The sequence below is a fragment of the Spirosoma endophyticum genome, from assembly GCF_900112365.1.
Classification (GTDB): domain Bacteria; phylum Bacteroidota; class Bacteroidia; order Cytophagales; family Spirosomataceae; genus Spirosoma; species Spirosoma endophyticum.
In genome coordinates, this window is sequence record NZ_FOLQ01000002.1 from 383,083 (window position 1) to 401,076 (window position 17,994).

Annotated in this window: 11 protein-coding genes; all 11 read right to left on the reverse strand. The window is 50.3% G+C overall.

What is annotated here, in order from left to right; all coding sequences use genetic code 11:
- Window positions 1-345: 345 nt before the first annotated feature.
- The 11 genes from BM202_RS06665 to BM202_RS06720 all read right to left on the reverse strand — a co-directional run bounded on the left by BM202_RS06665 (window position 346) and on the right by BM202_RS06720 (window position 17,900).
- Window positions 346-2,346, reverse strand: a complete 2,001-nt coding sequence (locus BM202_RS06665) for an FAD-dependent oxidoreductase (RefSeq protein ID WP_093824255.1) — start codon at window positions 2,344-2,346, stop codon at window positions 346-348.
- 61 nt (window positions 2,347-2,407) lie between these two features.
- The gene (locus BM202_RS06670; RefSeq protein ID WP_093824257.1) at window positions 2,408-4,168 is read right to left on the reverse strand and encodes an FAD-dependent oxidoreductase; all 1,761 of its coding nucleotides are present in this window, start codon (window positions 4,166-4,168) and stop codon (window positions 2,408-2,410) included.
- 102 nt (window positions 4,169-4,270) lie between these two features.
- On the reverse strand, window positions 4,271-5,014 hold the full coding sequence (locus tag BM202_RS06675; protein WP_093824259.1) for an RraA family protein: 744 nt from the start codon (window positions 5,012-5,014) through the stop codon (window positions 4,271-4,273).
- 25 nt (window positions 5,015-5,039) lie between these two features.
- Entirely contained in the window at window positions 5,040-6,692 is a 1,653-nt protein-coding gene (locus BM202_RS37775) for an SMP-30/gluconolactonase/LRE family protein (RefSeq protein WP_218160523.1), read from the reverse strand.
- Complete coding sequence (locus BM202_RS06690; RefSeq protein WP_093824261.1) at window positions 6,689-7,945, reverse strand: spinster family MFS transporter; 1,257 nt, start codon at window positions 7,943-7,945, stop codon at window positions 6,689-6,691. The genes BM202_RS37775 and BM202_RS06690 overlap by 4 nt, the downstream gene beginning before the upstream one ends.
- A 2-nt stretch (window positions 7,946-7,947) precedes the next feature.
- Window positions 7,948-10,809 (reverse strand): beta-mannosidase, encoded by a 2,862-nt coding sequence (locus tag BM202_RS06695; RefSeq protein WP_093824263.1) that lies wholly within the window; start codon window positions 10,807-10,809, stop codon window positions 7,948-7,950.
- Window positions 10,810-10,821: 12 nt separating this feature from the next.
- Complete coding sequence (locus BM202_RS06700; RefSeq protein ID WP_093824265.1) at window positions 10,822-11,610, reverse strand: SDR family NAD(P)-dependent oxidoreductase; 789 nt, start codon at window positions 11,608-11,610, stop codon at window positions 10,822-10,824.
- Between the two features lie 102 nt (window positions 11,611-11,712).
- Window positions 11,713-12,903: an enolase C-terminal domain-like protein gene (locus BM202_RS06705; RefSeq protein WP_093824267.1), complete on the reverse strand. Its 1,191-nt coding sequence runs from the start codon at window positions 12,901-12,903 to the stop codon at window positions 11,713-11,715.
- Window positions 12,904-12,995: 92 nt separating this feature from the next.
- Window positions 12,996-14,375 carry an endo-1,4-beta-xylanase gene (locus tag BM202_RS06710; RefSeq protein ID WP_093824269.1) on the reverse strand — a complete coding sequence of 460 codons (1,380 nt, stop codon included), beginning with the start codon at window positions 14,373-14,375 and terminating at the stop codon, window positions 12,996-12,998.
- A gap of 61 nt (window positions 14,376-14,436) precedes the next feature.
- The gene (locus BM202_RS06715; RefSeq protein WP_143100644.1) at window positions 14,437-16,344 is read right to left on the reverse strand and encodes a glycoside hydrolase 5 family protein; all 1,908 of its coding nucleotides are present in this window, start codon (window positions 16,342-16,344) and stop codon (window positions 14,437-14,439) included.
- A 104-nt stretch (window positions 16,345-16,448) separates the two neighbouring features.
- Entirely contained in the window at window positions 16,449-17,900 is a 1,452-nt protein-coding gene (locus tag BM202_RS06720; protein WP_093824273.1) for a RagB/SusD family nutrient uptake outer membrane protein, read from the reverse strand.
- Window positions 17,901-17,994 lie beyond the last annotated feature (94 nt).

Sequence of the window (17,994 nt, forward strand, 5' to 3'; positions counted from 1 at the left end):
ATGTAGACAGCCTGGATTGGTGAATTAGCTGACAAATGGCGGTTTATAGTGGACTATTCGCGTTTAAAGAAAGCTAGTAAACTGATTAAGGACTCTAAAGCTAACGGTTATAGACCAGCTCTTCCGGGAAGTTTGGGTATATGCCTTTGGGGGATGACCTATTTCTACTTATAAACCAACGGTTTCTTGGAGCCCCTTAAGCGAGCCAATTGATACACTAATCCGTCGCTTCCAATCTTAATTAAATTTTCCTGGCTACCTAAAATTAACCGGGTTACATCCTGGGAGGTACAGCAAATTTATCACTGGGAACATCAACCCGAAAAAAATCTGAACGCCAGTAATTCACAAAACCAGGACGAATAAAACCGCATCGGCCACCACCGGGCCATCGGTTTGCTTGACCGCTATATCAACAGATGACGTTTGACCTTTGGGTAATTCGTACTCACCCAGTGAAACCCATTCGCCTGACGTTTGTCCAACGACAACAATTTCGGCTGGCTTGATGGCAATGGATTTGCTTGTTTTTCCGTCCGAAACCGTAACGCCCAACTCAGAAGCTGTTTTGGCTAATCGGGGAAAGTAGGCATAAACATGGTATTTGCCCGCTTTTACGATTTCTGGGGTAAAGCGGACGGAGGCCATTCCTGCATCCTGACCTTCATAAACCAGATAGGAGGGACCGTAGCCCCCTTTACTTTTACTTTCAACCCGCCACGAACCCGTAACTTTCGTTAGCGCTTGATTTTCATTGTCTACCAAAATTTCGGGTGTACTACCGTCGGCCAGCGGATTTGCTTTCAGTTCCCGTTGTAGTTTGGTAATATCTACTTTTTGTACGCTGGTTTTTGCATCGATTGCCATCACAGCCGCCAGCGCCGTCGACTGGCCCAACACCATAAAAACAGGTTCCATACGGATCGATCCGTAGGCAATGTGCGAAGCCGACAGGCAAACGGGAACCAGCAGATTCCGGCATTCGCTTTCTTTGGGAATCAACGCACGGTACGAGATAGGATATGGTCCAAAACCACCAACTTCCACGTTGCCCTCATTCTTAGCCATTTTCTTGCCATCCTTTTCAATCACGATACGTTGAATATTGTGCGAATCCATTGTATAGGCTGCCATACCTACACCGTCCGTTACGACTTCTTTCCCCTCGCAATTCGCCTGCGTCATTACGTAGGCACCCACCATCCGACGCGCTTCCCGGATGTAGAGCTGTGGCGACCAGTGGCCCGAATCGGTGTACTCATCCTTTGGGTAACCCCATTTCAGCATCTGCTCCCGAAGCGACTGCGGAACGCGGGAATCGTGCCCGACGAAATATAGTAATCCTTTGGTATACAGCTCATGATCGCGGATAATCTGCGCTCGTTTTTCGTAGCTTCCATCTGGATACTCATAATTCATACCGATCATATCGGTCGAAAAGCCATTTCGATTGTTGATGTCGGTTTTTTTGTTGGGCATTCCACTCCAGATGAAATAGTCGTTGAGCGATTGTTTCTGGGGTTGTGTCGCCAGCAAACGTACGAGCAATTCGTATCGGGTCGAATCATAGCCCGCCGGACGCGTAATGGGGACCTGATTGGCTGGGTCAGAGGAGAGACAAATTCGATAATTATAAGCCTGTATCTTGTCATCACCCGTTCCGTTTGGCTCCAGTTTAGCCGGACTGACGCCCCAAACCAATCCCGATTCCGGCTTGCCGGGTGTTTTGTAAGGATCGATACCGTCGGGAAGTTGGTGGCCGGTCATCAACTGCACACCACTGATGGTTTCGTTGTATTTTGAATTGTCTTCCCGACCAACCGTATAGGAAACTCCGGCCCTGGCCATCAAATCACCCTCGTAAGAACAGTCGATGAACATCTTTGCCCGAATGGTTCGTTTGGCAGATGATTTGTTTGAGTCTTCCAGAACGATTTCCTGAATTTGGCCACTGCTTTTCTTGACACTCGAAAGCCGGTGCGAAAACAAAACGTCTACTTTGCCGCGTTTGACGTAGTCGTTGAATAGAGCTTCGGCCACATGGGGCTCAAAAACCCACTGTTCAAACTTACCATAATGTTGCCCGATACGTCGATAATAATCACGGGAAATTCCCGTAATGGCGTATTTATTGCCAATGTCCGTCAGACCCAAACCGCCCGAGGTCATACCACCCAGATGCTTGCCAGGGTCGATCAGGAGTACGGTTTTTCCAGCTTTCCGGGCCGTGTAAGCTGCAATAACTCCGCCCGATGTACCCCCGTATATACAGATGTCGACTTGTTGCTGGGCAATGGCGGAGCAGGTTACTAAAAGACTGAGGCAAATAATAAGTACGTATCGCATACTGAGGGACAGGGCAAGTTGAGAAATTGCTTTTACACCAAAGCAACTCGATCGTCAAATCTCATTTTTCGTTTAAAGCCGCCAGTTGGTTCGCGTCGAAATTCGGATCGGTGGGTGAAATCCCTTTGCTATAGACCAGAATTGCTTTTTGCTGAAGCAAGGCTTTCTGTAGTTCGGGAATCACTAACGCATGCACCGATTGCGATTTCTGTACACACAGGGCCGCAGCCGTTCCGGCGGCCTGACCGAGCGCCATCCAGCAAGGTTCCATACGTAGTGTGGAAAAGCCAATGTGCGTGGCTGATGCCGGAACCGGGGCCAGTAGATTTTCCAGCGGAGAATCGGGTACAATCACCCGGAACGGAACGGTGTAAACTGCGGATGGATAACTGATAAATCCATCCAGATGAATACGACCTGCTTCCCGCTTCCGAACCGCGTGCGAATCCAGGGCGTAATGGCTGGCGGTGATGCTATCGGCGTGGAGTGGAGGGCGCCCACCGGGCTTGACGGGTTGTACATCCTGGGCTTTGAAGATGTATTTTCCTTTCATCCGGCGGCCTTCCCGAACGTAGAGCTGCCGGGGGAAATGCCCATTGTCGGTGTATTCATCTTTAGCCCAACCCCACTCAGAACATTCTTTTCGGAACCATTCGGGTAGTTCGGAGTCGTTCTGAGCAAAATAAAACAGACCTTCGGTATAGTCCCGAAGCCGCTGGGCAAAATGATCGCGCCATTCCCAGCCCGACGTTGGATAAGGCCAGTTCTCTTCGGGCAAATCCGTCGAAATAAACGAATGATGCTGGTTATTGCCGTCATTTTTACCGTTCGGCAGTTTGACCATATTCGTTAACCAGGCAATTCCTTTGGGCAAACCGAGGACTTCGGGTGGCATACCAGCTTTGGCCCGGCGCAGATTCTCAGCTTTCTGCGCATCGGTAATCTTCGTCATGGCAACGCCCGTGTAGTTCCCCGTGGTCACATCGCCGATCATCGATACGTACTCCTCGCGGTTGTAGCGAGCCGGTTTCTGAATCTTGACCCGAATTTTGGGATCATTAGTCACGCACAGCCGGTAATTGTACGACTGAACGGCATTATCACCCTGAAAGGTAGAGCCCGGCCCTTCTGCTCCAGCCCAATATTTGTAGACTCGTCCGGCACCTACCTCATTGTATTCCGATTTACCTTCCCGTCCGAGAAAAAACGGTACACCTGCGGCCGCAATCAGATCGCCTTCATAAGTCGCGTCGATAAAAAAGCGTCCTCGATACGTTTCCGCCTTTTTCGTGTTTCGATCCGTTACCCGAATGCCCTGAATTCGATTGTTCTGAATGGTCAGATTCTCGGGTTCAAAGTCGAATTGGCGCATAGTCAACACAGTGGCATTAGGGCTCTCCTTCAGAAAACCATCGAAGATTTTGGCCGCCACCGAAGGTTCGAAATGGTAGCCATCCGAGCAGTCCTTTGCCTGTTGAGAATCGGCGCCATATTTCTCGACGTAATGGGCTTTTATACGATCCACGAATTCAAGAAATAACCCACCCGTAGCACCCCGCGTTGCAATGTCAGTGGCGCCAAGGCCGTTGGCAGGCAAACCACCAATGTGGGCTGTTCGCTCCAGAATCAGCGATTTTTTGCCTAGCCGGGAAGCGGCCACGGCTGCCATAATACCACCCGGCGTACCACCAACAATGATAAGGTCGTACTCTTTTTCGGCCGGAGGACTGATTATACCAGCGTGGATGTCGGGAATTCCAGCGGTGAGGGCCAGGCTGCTCAAGCCGGATAATTTCAGGAAATTTCGTCTGGTTGTCGGCATTTTCACGGCAACGAAGTTGACTAATTGACTTTGGGAATACCCTGGATTTTGTGTGAGAATCCTGTTGCTTACAGCTAGGAGAAAATGGGCGTGCCGTTCTACTCAAAAATACCCACCTTTCTCGGTGATTTCCTGAATCGATTTCCCTTCGTGCACCCACCCGAAAATCATCTTTTCGTTCGCAATAATTTCCTCGGCACGCATCAGTACGTTATACGCAATGTCGCGCGGAACAACCAACACACCGTCTATATCGCCCAGTACTACGTCGCCTGGTTTAATGGTTACATCGCCAATCTGAATCGTGACCTGATAATGCGTAATGAGGCATCGTCCCAGACTACCATTTGAGATTCGATACTTGTAGAATACTGGAAAGTCGGCTTCCAGAATCTGATGAGTATCACGAATACCGCCGTCAATACAGGCCGCTTTTACCTTCTTGCCTTTCGCCGTAGCCGTCATAACGCCCCCCCAAAGCGTGGCCTTGCTATCGCTGGTTGTATCCCAGATTACAAACGCATCTTCACCCATTTCTTCCAGCATTTGCGTACGGAATTCCATTTCACCCCGAATCATGGCGTTTGGCGCACTTTTTACGGTAAAGGCAAAGCCTGCCACGGTTCGGTATTCGCGGAGTGGCAGAATATGGCCAGGTAACGCCTGATTCAGTAGACAAAATTCGCGCATAACGTCGTTGACCGCCCCGGTGTAGAGCTGTTCAAACCGTTGCAGTAATTCTTTTTCGGGGATAGGGAACGTGGTGTCGGAAACGCCTTCACGCTTTTCGATCAACGTCTCCAGATTCATCAACCCGATTTCTTTCTTATACTGATCGACACTCATGATTTTTCGTTTAGCTTGTTTATAATCAATTGAATAATGTAATTCCTTTTGTGTTCTTTACTACCTGTTGCAACTGCCCTTTTTCAGCTTCGGTCACGACTAACCCTAGTTTGCCCGATGGGTCGAAAGCGCAGTTGGTTGGATGCTGGCCTGCTACGTTGATTTTTTGAATAACCTTACCTTCCGGCGAAACGACATGGATTAAGCCAGTTCCGTAGACCGCTACGTAGAGATTTTCATCTTCGCCAAACGCCATGCCATCAGGCCCGCCGGGACCCTGTGGTCCTTCAACCGTAGCCCAGACAATCGCGTCCGTCCATTCGCCGGTTGCTGGATTCCAGTTGCCTTTCCAGAGTCGATGTTTGTAGGTTTCGGCCAGCACCAGCGTTTTGCCATCGGCGCTGAATGCCAGACCATTGGGGAAGTATTTCTCCGTGGTTATCTTTCTAGCGGAGCCGTCGCGCATTCGGACAACAGCGTAGCCCGTTGGTTCCTGACGCGATTCGCCAGGGCAGGTGAAAACCAGATTGCCTACCGAATCGAAGGCCAGATCGTTGGGTTTGTTAAGGGGTTCTCCGTCGATTTTGTCCAGAATGGTTTCTGTTTTTCCAGTAACTGGATCGAAACGCCGGATGCTACGTTGCGCTGAATCGCAAAACCATATTTTCCCTTGTTTGTCGATAGCGATGCCGTTCGGACCTCCGCCCACATGGAAGCGTTTTAGCTTTCCATGCCTGTGCTGAATCAGACTTTCGCCTTTCAGCTCAACCGCCCACAAGCTGCCGTCAGCCGCAAAAGCAGGCCCTTCGGGAAAGTTAAGTCCGGTTGCCAACGTAGCAACCGATGGTTTTGGCAGTGGATGCTGCTCATGAATCTGCGCAATTTCATCCGCCGACAGCGCCCGGTCGAAAATAGCTAGCCCACCAAGTTGCCCGACGAAATCATTGCCGATTGCGCCCAATCGATGAACAGCCCCAACGGTAAAATCGGCCCCATCAGCACCACCCTCGAAAATGCCGCCTTCGTATGGGTACGGATTGCGGTCAGCACGGGCATCGAACTGACCGTTGCGGTACGATTTAATGACATGTCCATCGTAGGTCATCGCCACAAACGTCCATTCATCGTATCGAACGGGTGTTTGCCCAATCGATACGTCGATGCACCATTTTTCGCCGGGTGTAGGGCCACCCACACCCGAAATGTGCCCACACACCTGACTTTTGCTGTTGTGCAGCCGAATGTTCAAAAACAGGCAGTACTGCCGTTTTTTCTGGGTTTCGTTCCACATGCCGGCAATAGCTTCACACTCGATATTGTCGCGGCTCTTGACCTGCCGTTTTACCCAGGCTAGTACTGTTACCTGTGCGTTTTCACCCCGAATGTTCAAGCCGGGGCAGTCGGCGCGGGGAATGGTCAGGTATTCGTGCTCTTTGATGTCGAGTGAATTTTCTGACAAAACTCCATCGTTCACCACTGGAATTTTATTCGTTGGCTCCTGTAGCTGATACGTATATTTTCCCTTTGAACGTAGCGGCTGTTTTCTGGCAAAGTCCCAGAGGCACAACAGGTTCGGAATGGAAAGTAAATCCGATTTCGCGGATAGAGCATGTGTTGCGTTGGTCATCATCAGGCCGCTGAGTAGGGTTGACTGGGTGATAAAATGGCGTCGGTTCATAGGCTGGGTTCTTTATCCCGGTCGAAAAATACAAAGGCACCGATCCAGAGAAACAGACTCCCAAGCACATACACGCCCGACAGACTTGCCAGCCCAGTCGTCAGTCCCAGCGTTGGTTTTAAAACACCCAATAAGTAGGGAGCAAACGAGCCGATCAGAAAAGCGCAGGCCAGCATTAGTCCGTAAGCCGACGACCGGATTTTAGGCGATACCACTTCGTAAAGTGAGGCTACAATGTTGGAGTCGTACCAGCCCCGGAAAATGCCAAATAGAAACAACGCTACGTAGGTGAGCAGCTGCGTATTGCTCATGCTGATGCCGTAGATGAACGGCGCGCCAAGCAGCAGTCCCAATGCTTGAACAATCAGCCGACTACGAGGATTAGTTTTGGCATAGTAATCAGCGATTTTAGCGCCTGACAGTACGCCTAAAAACGCACCGAGGTGGTGATAAAACAGGGACGAAAAACCGGCGTCGGTCAGGCTCATGCTGAACTTATCGACTAGAAACGATGGCATCCAGGTTAGGTAGCCAACGTTGACGAACACCATGCAGCCGAAGCCCAAGGTGAGCATGATGACCGTTGGTTTTCGAATAACGATATGGGCCGTTTCGCCAATTTCGGCCAGCATCGGTTGCCGCGTTTCAACGGTTGCTGTTACTACGTCTTTCGGAATCCGGGTGAAGAATACAATCGCTAACACAATCCCCAGACTACCAAATAGATAGAATGCTTTCTGCCAGCCGTAATGCTCGCCAATATATCCGGCGATAATGCCGCTCAGGATAATCCCGAAGTATACCGCCGTTTGGTGAACGGAGAGCGCAAACGAGCGACTCTCTTTGTAATTCTCGCCCAGCAACGCATTGGCCGACGGCGCGTAGAACGCTTCACCTCCACCCGTTGCCACACCCCGTAGCATTATAAACTGCACCATGCTCGAACAAAAACCCGTCAGCATTGTAGCGCACGACCAGAACAGCAGGCAAAATCCGAGAATATTCCGGCGCGAAAATCGGTCGCCGATGAACCCGGCAATGGGAACCAACAGCCCATACGTCCAAACCAGCGCCGACGCAATCAGGCCGAGCTGCGCATCGGTCAGGCCGAGGTCTTTCCGAATGAGAGGTAGCACAACACTGAAAATCTGCCGGTCGGCCTGATTCAGGAAGAAAGCCAGCCAAAGCAACGTCAGCAACTCCCAGCGGAAGCCGGTTGGTTTTTTAGTAAGCGAAGGCGGTGATTCAAGCATGGTTAAGGGAGTTTAGCAATTGTGAGAGTGGCATTCCAGGCACTGACGGTGAGGCTAGCCTTCGAACGGGTTTCGGGTTCGCGCCAAATCACGTCCAGGTCGAACTCCTGCGTTTCGCCGGGCGCTATCCAGGTAAAATTGTCGGATGCCACAATGGCCCGTTTCGTGCCCACGATGTCTAGCTTCGCCATAAACGCAGGTGCTTTTCCGGTGTTCGTAACCTTCACCCGAAGCTGGCTTTGGTCGGTGCCCGTTGGTTTCTGGCTCAATACCGAAGCGGTCAGCGACGTAGCGGTTTTGGCAACGGTCGGTTTCAGAAACGGTCCTTTATCAAGCGTGGGCCAGGGAATCGGATTGCTGATGTATTTCTGATAAAACTCATCGTTTTCGAGCATCGACAGACTACGCGGGTAATAGAACGAACGCGACAAAAGCTTGCCTGAACCATTGTGCAACTCGGCAACGATGAGTACGTAGCGGTCGCGGTAATTCGTTGGAATAACGTATTCGCCCAGATTAGCAGAACTCACCGACGTACCAGCCGTTACGGTCACTTTCTGCTCCTGTTTCCAGAGTTGTTTGAACGTATCGTCGAGTACCTGTACCGAAACCGTTGCGCCCGGTATTGCCTCTGGTAACGAATGCATTACGTTCACGGGCAACTTGATATGTTTACCGGGCTTCCAGAGTAAGCGTGAAATGTCGACGGCTACGTGCGTGGGCTCGTAGGTACGTTTGAGGAAATAGTAGGGTGCGCCCGCATTGCCAAACCAGTCCATCATCTGAATAGCAACTACCGGCCAATGGCGCTTGAACACCCACGGCATCAGCCCCGACGTAACGGGATAATTGCCCTGCATTTTTTCGGAGAAAATCTGATAAAACTCACCCGCTCCCACCTGCGATGCTTCGGTAACGGCTTCTAGGGTTGGGTCGGCCATGTCCGTAATGTGCGACGCCCGGCTCAACATGCGCGGTACGCGACTGGGGCCGTATTCCGTAAAATGATGGATAAATTCATTGTGGCCTTTGTAGAACTCTTTATCCCACATTTTTCCTAAGTCCGTGAACTCCTTATTGTCAACGGTTTCGTAGAACATAGTAGCTTCCGGCATCGAGTGCATGCCCGTTTCCGAAATCCAGGGTTCGTATTTATAGCCCACGCCATACCAGGTCGGGTCCATGTCGGGGTAGGTGTGAAGGCTGCCATCGTCAGGCGTAGTGCGCACGTAGAGTCGGGACTTGTCGAAAATGTCGATGTTGCGTTCAAGAATGCCCATGGTAGCCGCGTTGCCGTAGGAGTAGGGGTTGAATTCGTTACCACCGCACCAAACCGCCAGTGATGGATGATTCCGCAGCCGAACGATAGTTTGCACAACCTGCGCTTCCCAGATGTCCTGCGGATAAAGCGGTGTATCCTGGTTGCCAATCGGGAAATCCTGCCAAACCATGATGCCCAGCTCGTTACAGATGTCGTAGAAGTGCTCGGTTTCCAAAAGACCACCGCCCCAGATACGTATCAACTGAACGCCCATTTTCCTGGCGGCTTCAAGCGTCCAGCGGTAGCGATCTTTGGACGTTTCGAGCAGTACGTCCTGCGGGGTGAAGTTCATGCCTTTCACAAAAAACTTCCGGCCATTTACCACGAACTGCCAGTTTTCCCACCGGTCGGTGTTACGCGGACCAGCAGACGCAACTCGCTCGATGGTACGTATGCCAAACGGAAATTGAATCTGATCGACAAGCTGACGATCTTTTTTAAGGGCTACCCGAACCGTGTATAGATTGGCTTCTCCTAACCCGTTCGGATGCCAGAGTTTGGGATTCGTTACGCTTAAATCGTCTTCAAACCACGTCCGTCCTTTGAACGCCTTGAATGGTTTTTCCTGCGTGAAGGCAACTTTTCCGGCTTTATCAACCAATTCAACCAACACGGATAAATTTGCATTGGATGATGTAGTACCCGGAACGCGCCCGTCGTAATGGTGCATCTGGGCGTTTTTCCAGGGGTGTAACTGATACGCAAGCGAATTCGTATCGGCCAGCACCTCACTCGCGAAGTGGAGTGTTGCTTTCCCGTTTTGGATTGACGTAGTGGTCAGATAGGGCCGTTCGAGGTGGTAGGGCTGCACAATTTCGAGCCGAACATCCTGCCACAGGCCCACACTGAAAAACATTTCGCACCCCGAACTCCCCGAAATTACCCACGGTTTGATAATCCGGCCACTGGCCCGTGGATTGTAGCCTTGTCGCTTCTCAATCATGTATTCGCCATTGCTATTTCGGGGAAGGCTTTCGTAATCGGTGGCTTTATTGCCCCAGTTGCCCGCCCGAACTTCAACCAGCAGTTCATTTTGTCCACCAGTCTTCAGCAGCTTACTAACCTCAATCGATGGTCCGCCGAACATGCCTTCATGAACACCGACCAACGTACTGTTCAGCCAGACTTTCGAGAAATAATCGACCCCATCGAAGCATAGGAATACGTAGCTGCCCGATTTCGCGCTGGCGGGTGTGGGAAAAGATTTTCGGTAATACCACGCCTTCTCATCCATGAACTTATACTGGTCGGAATTCTTGTGGTAATAGGGATGCGGCAACTTCCCAACCTTGAAATAGGACCAATGTACCGAGTTCGGAATGGTCGTCTGAAACGCATCTTTCCGGGGCGCGTTCAGGTCGGTTATGGGCTGATCGGTATGCGACAACTCCCAGCCATCGCCCGACAGTGATACGTGTTGCGTTCCTGTTCGGGGCGTAATTCGGTAAGGCTGCCAAAGTTTCGGGGCTGTCGTATCGGATTGAGCCGAAACGAGGTGCGCCAGCAGTAGCAGACTGAGAATGAAAAGAATAGTTTTATTCATCTTTGATTGAGGTTAAGAATCTCCATAAGGTTTCGGTTTTCCATAGCCCCGCATCAGCAATAAACCACCGTCAATGGTGATGGTCGAGCCGGTCATGTAGCTGCCCGATGCAATCAAATCGACCAGTACGTTGGCGATTTCTTCGGGTTGGCCCAATCGTCCCGCGGGTATGCCGTCGGCTACTTCCTGAAGAAAAGCCGGATTCTCCCAGACGCCCCGATTGATGTCGGTCTGCACGGCGCCAATCGCCAACGTATTGACTCGAATATTGTGTGGCCCCAGTTCCATCGCTACGCCTTTCATGAGCGTTTCCAGTGCACCTTTCGTGGCTCCATAAAGCGTAAGTCCCAGTCCCGGTCGAATGCCGTTGACCGACGTAATGGTCCAGATGCTGCCCGCTACGGTATGCTTCACCATGTTTCGGGCAATCGATTGTGTCAGGAACGTAGTACTTCGAAAGTTGACGTTGTTGAATTGCTCAAAATCGCTTTCCGTTACGTCCAGAAAGTGCTTTTTATACGAAACACCCGCGTTGTTTACCAGAATATCCAATCCACCTGCTATCTCCCAGGCATGTTCGCCCAGTTGGATGGCCTGTCCTGTCTCCTGCAAATCGGCCTGCAATAGATGTGCCGTGCCACCTTTCTGTCGAATCGTCTCCGCTACGGTTTGGGCATCTTCCCGGTTTTCGTAAAAATGAATCACTACCTCACAGCCTTCTTCGGCTAGTTGCAAGGCAATGGCTTTACCGATTCCCTGTGAGGCTCCGGTGATCAGTGCTTTTTGAGTAGTTAGTCGCATCTGTTCTTTGCTGATGGAACCGCGTCGGCGGACCGGCAGATAGTTATGATTTTTATGATCATGCCTTATCGTAAAATATCGTAAGAATCCGTATTCTATTATTTACATTCCACCCACCGTCGGAAACCAATCGGGTCGGTAGGGGTCCTGATGGAAACGGGCGTAGTAATCGCCTTTTTCTTCGTAATATTTCTCGTAATGCTTCATCTTGTCTTCATCCAGCGCTACGCCTAAGCCGGGACCGGTCGGTACTTTGATGCACCCATTCTCGTACTTCATCAGTCCGCCTTCGATGATATCGTCGGTGAGGTAATGGTAGTGCGCATCGCCCGCGAAGTTCATTTGCGGAATGGTCGACGCCGTATGGATCATGGCTGCCAGCTCAATACCGAATTCGGCTCCAGAGTGCATGGCAACACCCAGATTGAACGTATTGCAGACGGCCGCCAGATCTTTCACTCCACGAGGCCCTTCCCAATAGTGAAGGTCGGTCAAGACAATATCGACCGAACCCATCCGAATGGCGGGAGCCAGATCATCGAATCTAGCTGGATACATGTTGGTGGCAATGGGAATCCGTATCTGCTTGCGAACGGCTGCGTTACCTTCCAGTCCCCACGACGGATCTTCGAAATACTCGATATTCAGATCTTCCAGCCGACGCCCAATCTGCACCGCCGTCTGCACCGACCAGAGGCCGTTCGGGTCGATACGGAGGCCAAAATCATCGCCCAGTTTCTGGCGACAGAGTTCCAGCACCCGCGCTTCTTCTTTCGGGGATTTTACCCCCGCTTTCAGCTTCATGGAATTGACCCCCAGCGTTTCATGGAGTTCTACGCAGAAGTCGGCCAGATCTTCGGCTGTTTCGTCGTGTCCTCCACCGGGACGGTCGTAGCGCCAGAATAGATAGGCAATAAAGGGCACTTCGTCGCGAACGCGACCACCCAGAAGATCGCTTAAGGGACGGTTCAGCACTTTTCCCTGGATGTCGAGACAGGCCATTTCGATGGCGGCATACAACCGCGCATTGGACATATAATAAATGCTGCGGAGTACCTTCAGCTTGATTTTTTCGAGATGAAATGGGTCTTCACCTACAATTCGTGGCTTGAGTTTTTGCAACGCTCCCCGCTGATCGCCCCCGCCTACTTCGCCAAGCCCGACGATGCCCTCATCGGTAAAAACTTCGAGAATAGTACGCAGGAAATAGCCGGGATGCACGCCCGTATTATGACGGAGTTGGGCATTCAGCGGAATGGCCACGCAGCGCGTGCGGATGTCAATAATTTTCATGAGCGAAAGAGAAAATAAGCGAAAGAGTGAATGCGAAAAGAGCTTTTCATCCTTTCAATTTATAAGTCAAGTTGTATATGATTATCCTGCCGTCAGTCCAGTACCACTACCTGCGTGCGTGTGCCGCTTTTTGGAAACTGTACGTCTTTTTCGTATTTCTTTCCGTTACGTTGCGTCACTACTTTATACGTACCGTAGAAACCCTTATAACTTACCGCGTTATTTTTAGGCGAAGCCGTTACGTTCGTGCGCCATTCCTTATTGATAAGCCTGTCTAATACGTCGAAAGCTGGCTTTTTGGTGAAGTCGCGGTTCAACAGGCCGCCTTTCCATTTGTCTTCACCGGGAACAATGCTTCCGTCGGGTTTTATGGCCGCTGGTGCGGCTGTACCATCCAGCAGATTCCACCAGATAATGCCTTCTACCTTAGGATGGCTGAACCACAATTTGTAGTAATTCTCAGCCATGACGGCTTGATATTCAGGACCTTTTTCTGTCAAAGCCGACACCGTAATTTCGGTAATGTGAATGGGTAAATTGAAATCAGAATACAGGTCGAGTGTATTGAACAACGTAGTGGGCGTCATGGCTTTACCCTTCAAAATCTGCTCATATTCAGGCTCACTGAAGTTGTGAAACTGCATGCCGATGGCGTTGATTTTAGCGTTCCGTTGCAACAGGTTTTGGATGAGCAAGTAATCGGCACTGTATTCGCGCTTGTTGCTTCGTCCCCAGATACCCGTGGTGAAATTGAGCGTAAACACATTGCTATTTGGAAATTGCCGCTCGCTTTCCTTAAACGCCTTGAGTGCAAAATCCTTGGGCATCAGCACGTCGGGGTGGCGGTCGGTTACTTCATTCACTACGTCCCAGATCTGAATATCATGGCCATAGCGCGTACCGATTTCCTGAAGGCGCTTGCTGATTTTCTGCTCCATGATTTTTTCGTCCTTCGGCAACCAGGTTGGGATGGACCAGCGCGGGTTATCCCACACAAGCGTGTGACCTTTGGGGGTAATGTTATATTTTCGGGCAAATTCCAGCACGACGTCGGGAGCTGGCCGACGATAGCTATACGGGCTGTCTTTACCGAAACGCAGTTTGCCCGGCTCCGGCTCTAGTTCAGGCCAGTAAAACGGGATGGTCACGAAATTGAATAGTTTCGCAAAATTCTCTTCATAGAGCGCATCTTCCTTCGGATTCTTGAATCCTTTCACCATAAAGCCATTGGCCCCGAAGTAGAAATCATGGCGCGTCAGCGTCAGGGAAACCTCGCCCGGCGAAACCGGATTACCTTCTTTGTCGGTAAACCGAATCGTAAAGGCGCCCATCCTATTTTCGCGGATACCGTCGGCAATGCGTTGCTGAACAGCCGGATCGCCCCATTGATTTTTATAGTCGTCGGAAAGCTGGGCCAAGGCCTGAAGTGCCGATAAAGTCAGAACTGTAGCCGTGAGAATGTGTTTCATCATAAATTGTCAACCTATTAGAAATGGGCAGGCTTATTCAAAAATTCTGATCACCTGATTGAGCTTATTTTGTTGTTTTCAATGACCCGTTGAAGCCGATATGAACCCGCGCAATCCAGGGATACGTATTGTCGGCCTGCGCATTCCCGGTCACGATCTTGACCGCGACTGTTCCATTTGGTAGCGCAGGGACAGCGTATGTATACTTATCAACCGGGTTGTCTTTTTCCTTTGAAATCTGGCTTGGATAGGCCGGTCGGTGGCTTTTGATGATTGCCCCTTTGGGTAGCGAATTCCAGGAAGTCCCATTCGTTGAGTAGAGCAACTCAATACTATCTATCCGGTCGCTAAATGAAAAAACGTCAATCCACTTCAACCCCTCGGCGCTATACACCAGCTCGCCCGAACTACTTCCTTTGGCTCTTTCAGCCTGAAAAAAATCCTCTTCCGTTTGTCGGAGCCTTGGCCATGATTCTGTGCTAATGCTGAGGTTTTCGGAATGGGAATAGGTGAATGAAAAGTCCTTCAGGTTATCCATAACCATTCTGGTGACAGGTGATAAAGGACCTATTGTATTCGAAGCGGGAGAGATACCGGACTCATTTTTGCCGGTAATGCGGTAATAGTATGATTTGCCCGGAACCGCGCTGTTATCGGTAAATAATGGGTAAAAATACAGGTGATAACTAATGTCTAAATCACCGCTGATAGTCTGCCAGGGACCTTTTGCCGAAGTGGCCCGTTCGACAACGTAGTATCTAGCTCCCGGCGAACAACGCCATTTTAACGCCACCGCATCGTTCCGTACACTGGGATATAAATAGGGGGCGTCCGTTGGAGCTGGTAGCGGTGGTACGTGTTCACCTCTGATTTTGTAGCCATAGGATCTGATCATCATCAGGTTTCCCCGTTCCCTGAAGTAATCCCCACTATCGAATCCGGGCCAGCGGCTGCCACCCCAGGCATAGGCATGAAACAGGGCATGACCACCAATTCCACCACTATATTGCGGTTTCATCAGGCTCCACAGTAACGCTCCGCTGGTGCCCGTGCTGCAAACCTGCTTGAGCACATCTTCAAAACCCTCCAGCCGTTGAAACTCATCGATAATCATGGGGCGTTTTCCTTTGCATTCATTCCAGAGTTCGGTTACGCTGTTTTTGTAGTTGGGATACTGTCGGGTTTTTACGATATCTATCTTCGTATTATGCGCTAGCACATCGCTTACGTTTTCCTTCATCTGATCCACACCGTTTGCCCGCCGAGGGTCGGCGATTAAGTGATTAGGGTCAATGCTTTTCATATAATCGGCCATCTCCGCAATCCACGCCCTCTTACTGTTGGGTACTTCATTGCCGAACTCCCAGGCCAGAATGGCCTTGTCGTTTTTGTAAATCTGGCCCGTAAACTGATTCTTTCGGTTAGCAAACACACGCAGTAAATCCTTGAAACCCTCTTTTACGGCCGGAGTCTGGTAATAATCTCCGCCCCCGTATAGCTTGCTAAACGATTCTGTAGAGCCCCAGAACTTGTTCTCTTTGACGAGACAAAGAATTACCCTGATTTTGTACTTATTGCACAATTCCAGCATCTTATCGACGCGCCGGAATGCCATCTCATTGTAGGAGCGAGGACCGTTAACTAACGCTTCAAATTCTCCCGAACCATCGTCAATGGTGATTCCCCAGGTTCGAATCGTTGTAACGCCCATTTGGGCCATATCCTTAAAATGGGCTTCCATTTCATAGGAAAGCTCTATTGGGTCGTAGATATAGCCACTTGCGGGGTTCGTATTTTTATAGCCGTCGTATTGCCCGTTAATGTTTGGCGTATTTACAGCTATGAACCTGAACACCTTGTTGCCATCCTTTAACTGATCGCCATCTCTGGTGATAAAATGAGTAAAGCCATCTGCGTTTGCTGTAAAGGCAATCAATAGACAGAATACTGAATGGATAAACCTTATTTTCATTAGTACAAGGGCTTAAGAAGAGTTAAGAATGATGAATGATAAATAGAATCGACTCGCTACTATCAAATACAGATATATTTATCATTCTTAATTCATCATTCAAATCAGTATCCTGGATTCTGATCGGTGGGAACAATAGCCGTATTATAATTCAGTTCGGAGACCGGAATGGGCCAGAAGAGATGTTTGTCGGCAACGTCTTTGCCGGTTGCCGCCTTGATGATTTCTTTCAGTTTGGGCGTTCCCAGCCGCTTCAGATCGAGCCAGCGTTTCGCTTCGTACTGAGTCTCATAACCCCGCTCTCTCAGCACCAGATCACTGAACGTAGTGGCGGTATAATCAGCCAGTTTGAAATCGACATCCGAAGCCGTTACAGGCGCTTTACCATAGGCCCGGCGATGCACCTGATTGAGCGCTTCCACAGCCGCAGCCGTTGGTCCGTTACCCGCACGACTGGCCGCTTCCGCGTAGAGCAGCAAAATGTCAGCGTATCGATAAACCGGGAAATCATTACCGGCACCTGTGCTGGTTGCAGCTATCGGATCTGAAAATTTCTTACATAGAATACTGGTTTTTCCCAACCCAATATCCCAACTATACCAGAAGGCACTTTTGCGAAGATCTTTATCATCCCAGCTTTTGATAACCGGGTTTGTCTGCGTATCGCTGTAGTGCGCGTAGAAGCCACCCGCCCCATGCAATTTTGAGCCGGGATGGTGCGCAAACATGGCCAGATACATACCCTGGTCGTTTTGCCGTGTTTCCTTTAGATACCAGATTTCTTCGGTAGATGTAACAACCGTTGGCCCGAAAATCTTCGTGTCAAATTCGGTCGCTGTCGTTACAGGAACCAGCGAAAAGGCCCCCGATTTGATAATTTCATCGGCTTTATCGCGGGCTTCGGCATATTGATTTCGGGTAAAGTACACCTCGGCCAGAGCCGCTTTAGCCGCCCATTTGGTGGCCCGGCCTACCTGCGCCCCTTTATCGGGCAGGTTCGCTTCCGCTTCTTTCAGATCGCTCAGAATCAGTGTATATACCTCATCGGCCGTATTACGTTTCACATTTGGTTCGTTCAACTGCGCTTCGGTACGTATCGGAACGCCACCCCAGTTACGAACGAGCCAGAAGTAGGCAAACGCCCGCAGGTATTTTGCTTCGGCAACGTATTTCGTTACGTCGGCCTTACTAATGCTAGCACCTTTGGGGGCGTTCTGAATGACTAGGTTCGCATTACGAATGCTGAGGTAAAACAGCCGCCAGCCATCGTCGGTACGTGGAATGTTGGTGCTATTAAGCCCCTGGAAATCACTCAGCACCTGATAGCTGCCCCGGCCATAACTATAATCTGTATACGCTTCGAGCTGAGCGCCTAACTGCCCCGTAATACCATTGACGGCCCGGAGCTGGGCGTAAGCCGCATTAACGGCCGCTTCTACTTCACTGGCTGTGTTGTAGAATGTTTCTACAGCCACGGCTTTGGGCTTTTCGATCAACTCCTCTTTACAGGACTGGAGCAAACAAAGCACCGGGAGAACGAATAATATCTTTTTCATGATTTTTAAAAGAGCGAAAGAGTGAATGAGCGAAAGAGTGGTCCCCGGTTGCGGTGGAAGGATGAATGTAAAGCCCTTGCGGGTGCGCCAGCCG

Excerpts from the sequence above, each read along its gene's own strand:
- BM202_RS06665 (WP_093824255.1), bottom strand. The coding sequence starts at position 2,346 with ATGCGATACGTACTTATTATTTGCCTCAGTCTTTTAGTAACCTGCTCC.
- BM202_RS06670 (WP_093824257.1), bottom strand. The coding sequence starts at position 4,168 with ATGCCGACAACCAGACGAAATTTCCTGAAATTATCCGGCTTGAGCAGC.
- BM202_RS06675 (WP_093824259.1), bottom strand. The coding sequence starts at position 5,014 with ATGAGTGTCGATCAGTATAAGAAAGAAATCGGGTTGATGAATCTGGAG.
- BM202_RS37775 (WP_218160523.1), bottom strand. The coding sequence starts at position 6,692 with ATGAACCGACGCCATTTTATCACCCAGTCAACCCTACTCAGCGGCCTG.
- BM202_RS06690 (WP_093824261.1), bottom strand. The coding sequence starts at position 7,945 with ATGCTTGAATCACCGCCTTCGCTTACTAAAAAACCAACCGGCTTCCGC.
- BM202_RS06695 (WP_093824263.1), bottom strand. The coding sequence starts at position 10,809 with ATGAATAAAACTATTCTTTTCATTCTCAGTCTGCTACTGCTGGCGCAC.
- BM202_RS06700 (WP_093824265.1), bottom strand. The coding sequence starts at position 11,610 with ATGCGACTAACTACTCAAAAAGCACTGATCACCGGAGCCTCACAGGGA.
- BM202_RS06705 (WP_093824267.1), bottom strand. The coding sequence starts at position 12,903 with ATGAAAATTATTGACATCCGCACGCGCTGCGTGGCCATTCCGCTGAAT.
- BM202_RS06710 (WP_093824269.1), bottom strand. The coding sequence starts at position 14,375 with ATGATGAAACACATTCTCACGGCTACAGTTCTGACTTTATCGGCACTT.
- BM202_RS06715 (WP_143100644.1), bottom strand. The coding sequence starts at position 16,344 with ATGAAAATAAGGTTTATCCATTCAGTATTCTGTCTATTGATTGCCTTT.
- BM202_RS06720 (WP_093824273.1), bottom strand. The coding sequence starts at position 17,900 with ATGAAAAAGATATTATTCGTTCTCCCGGTGCTTTGTTTGCTCCAGTCC.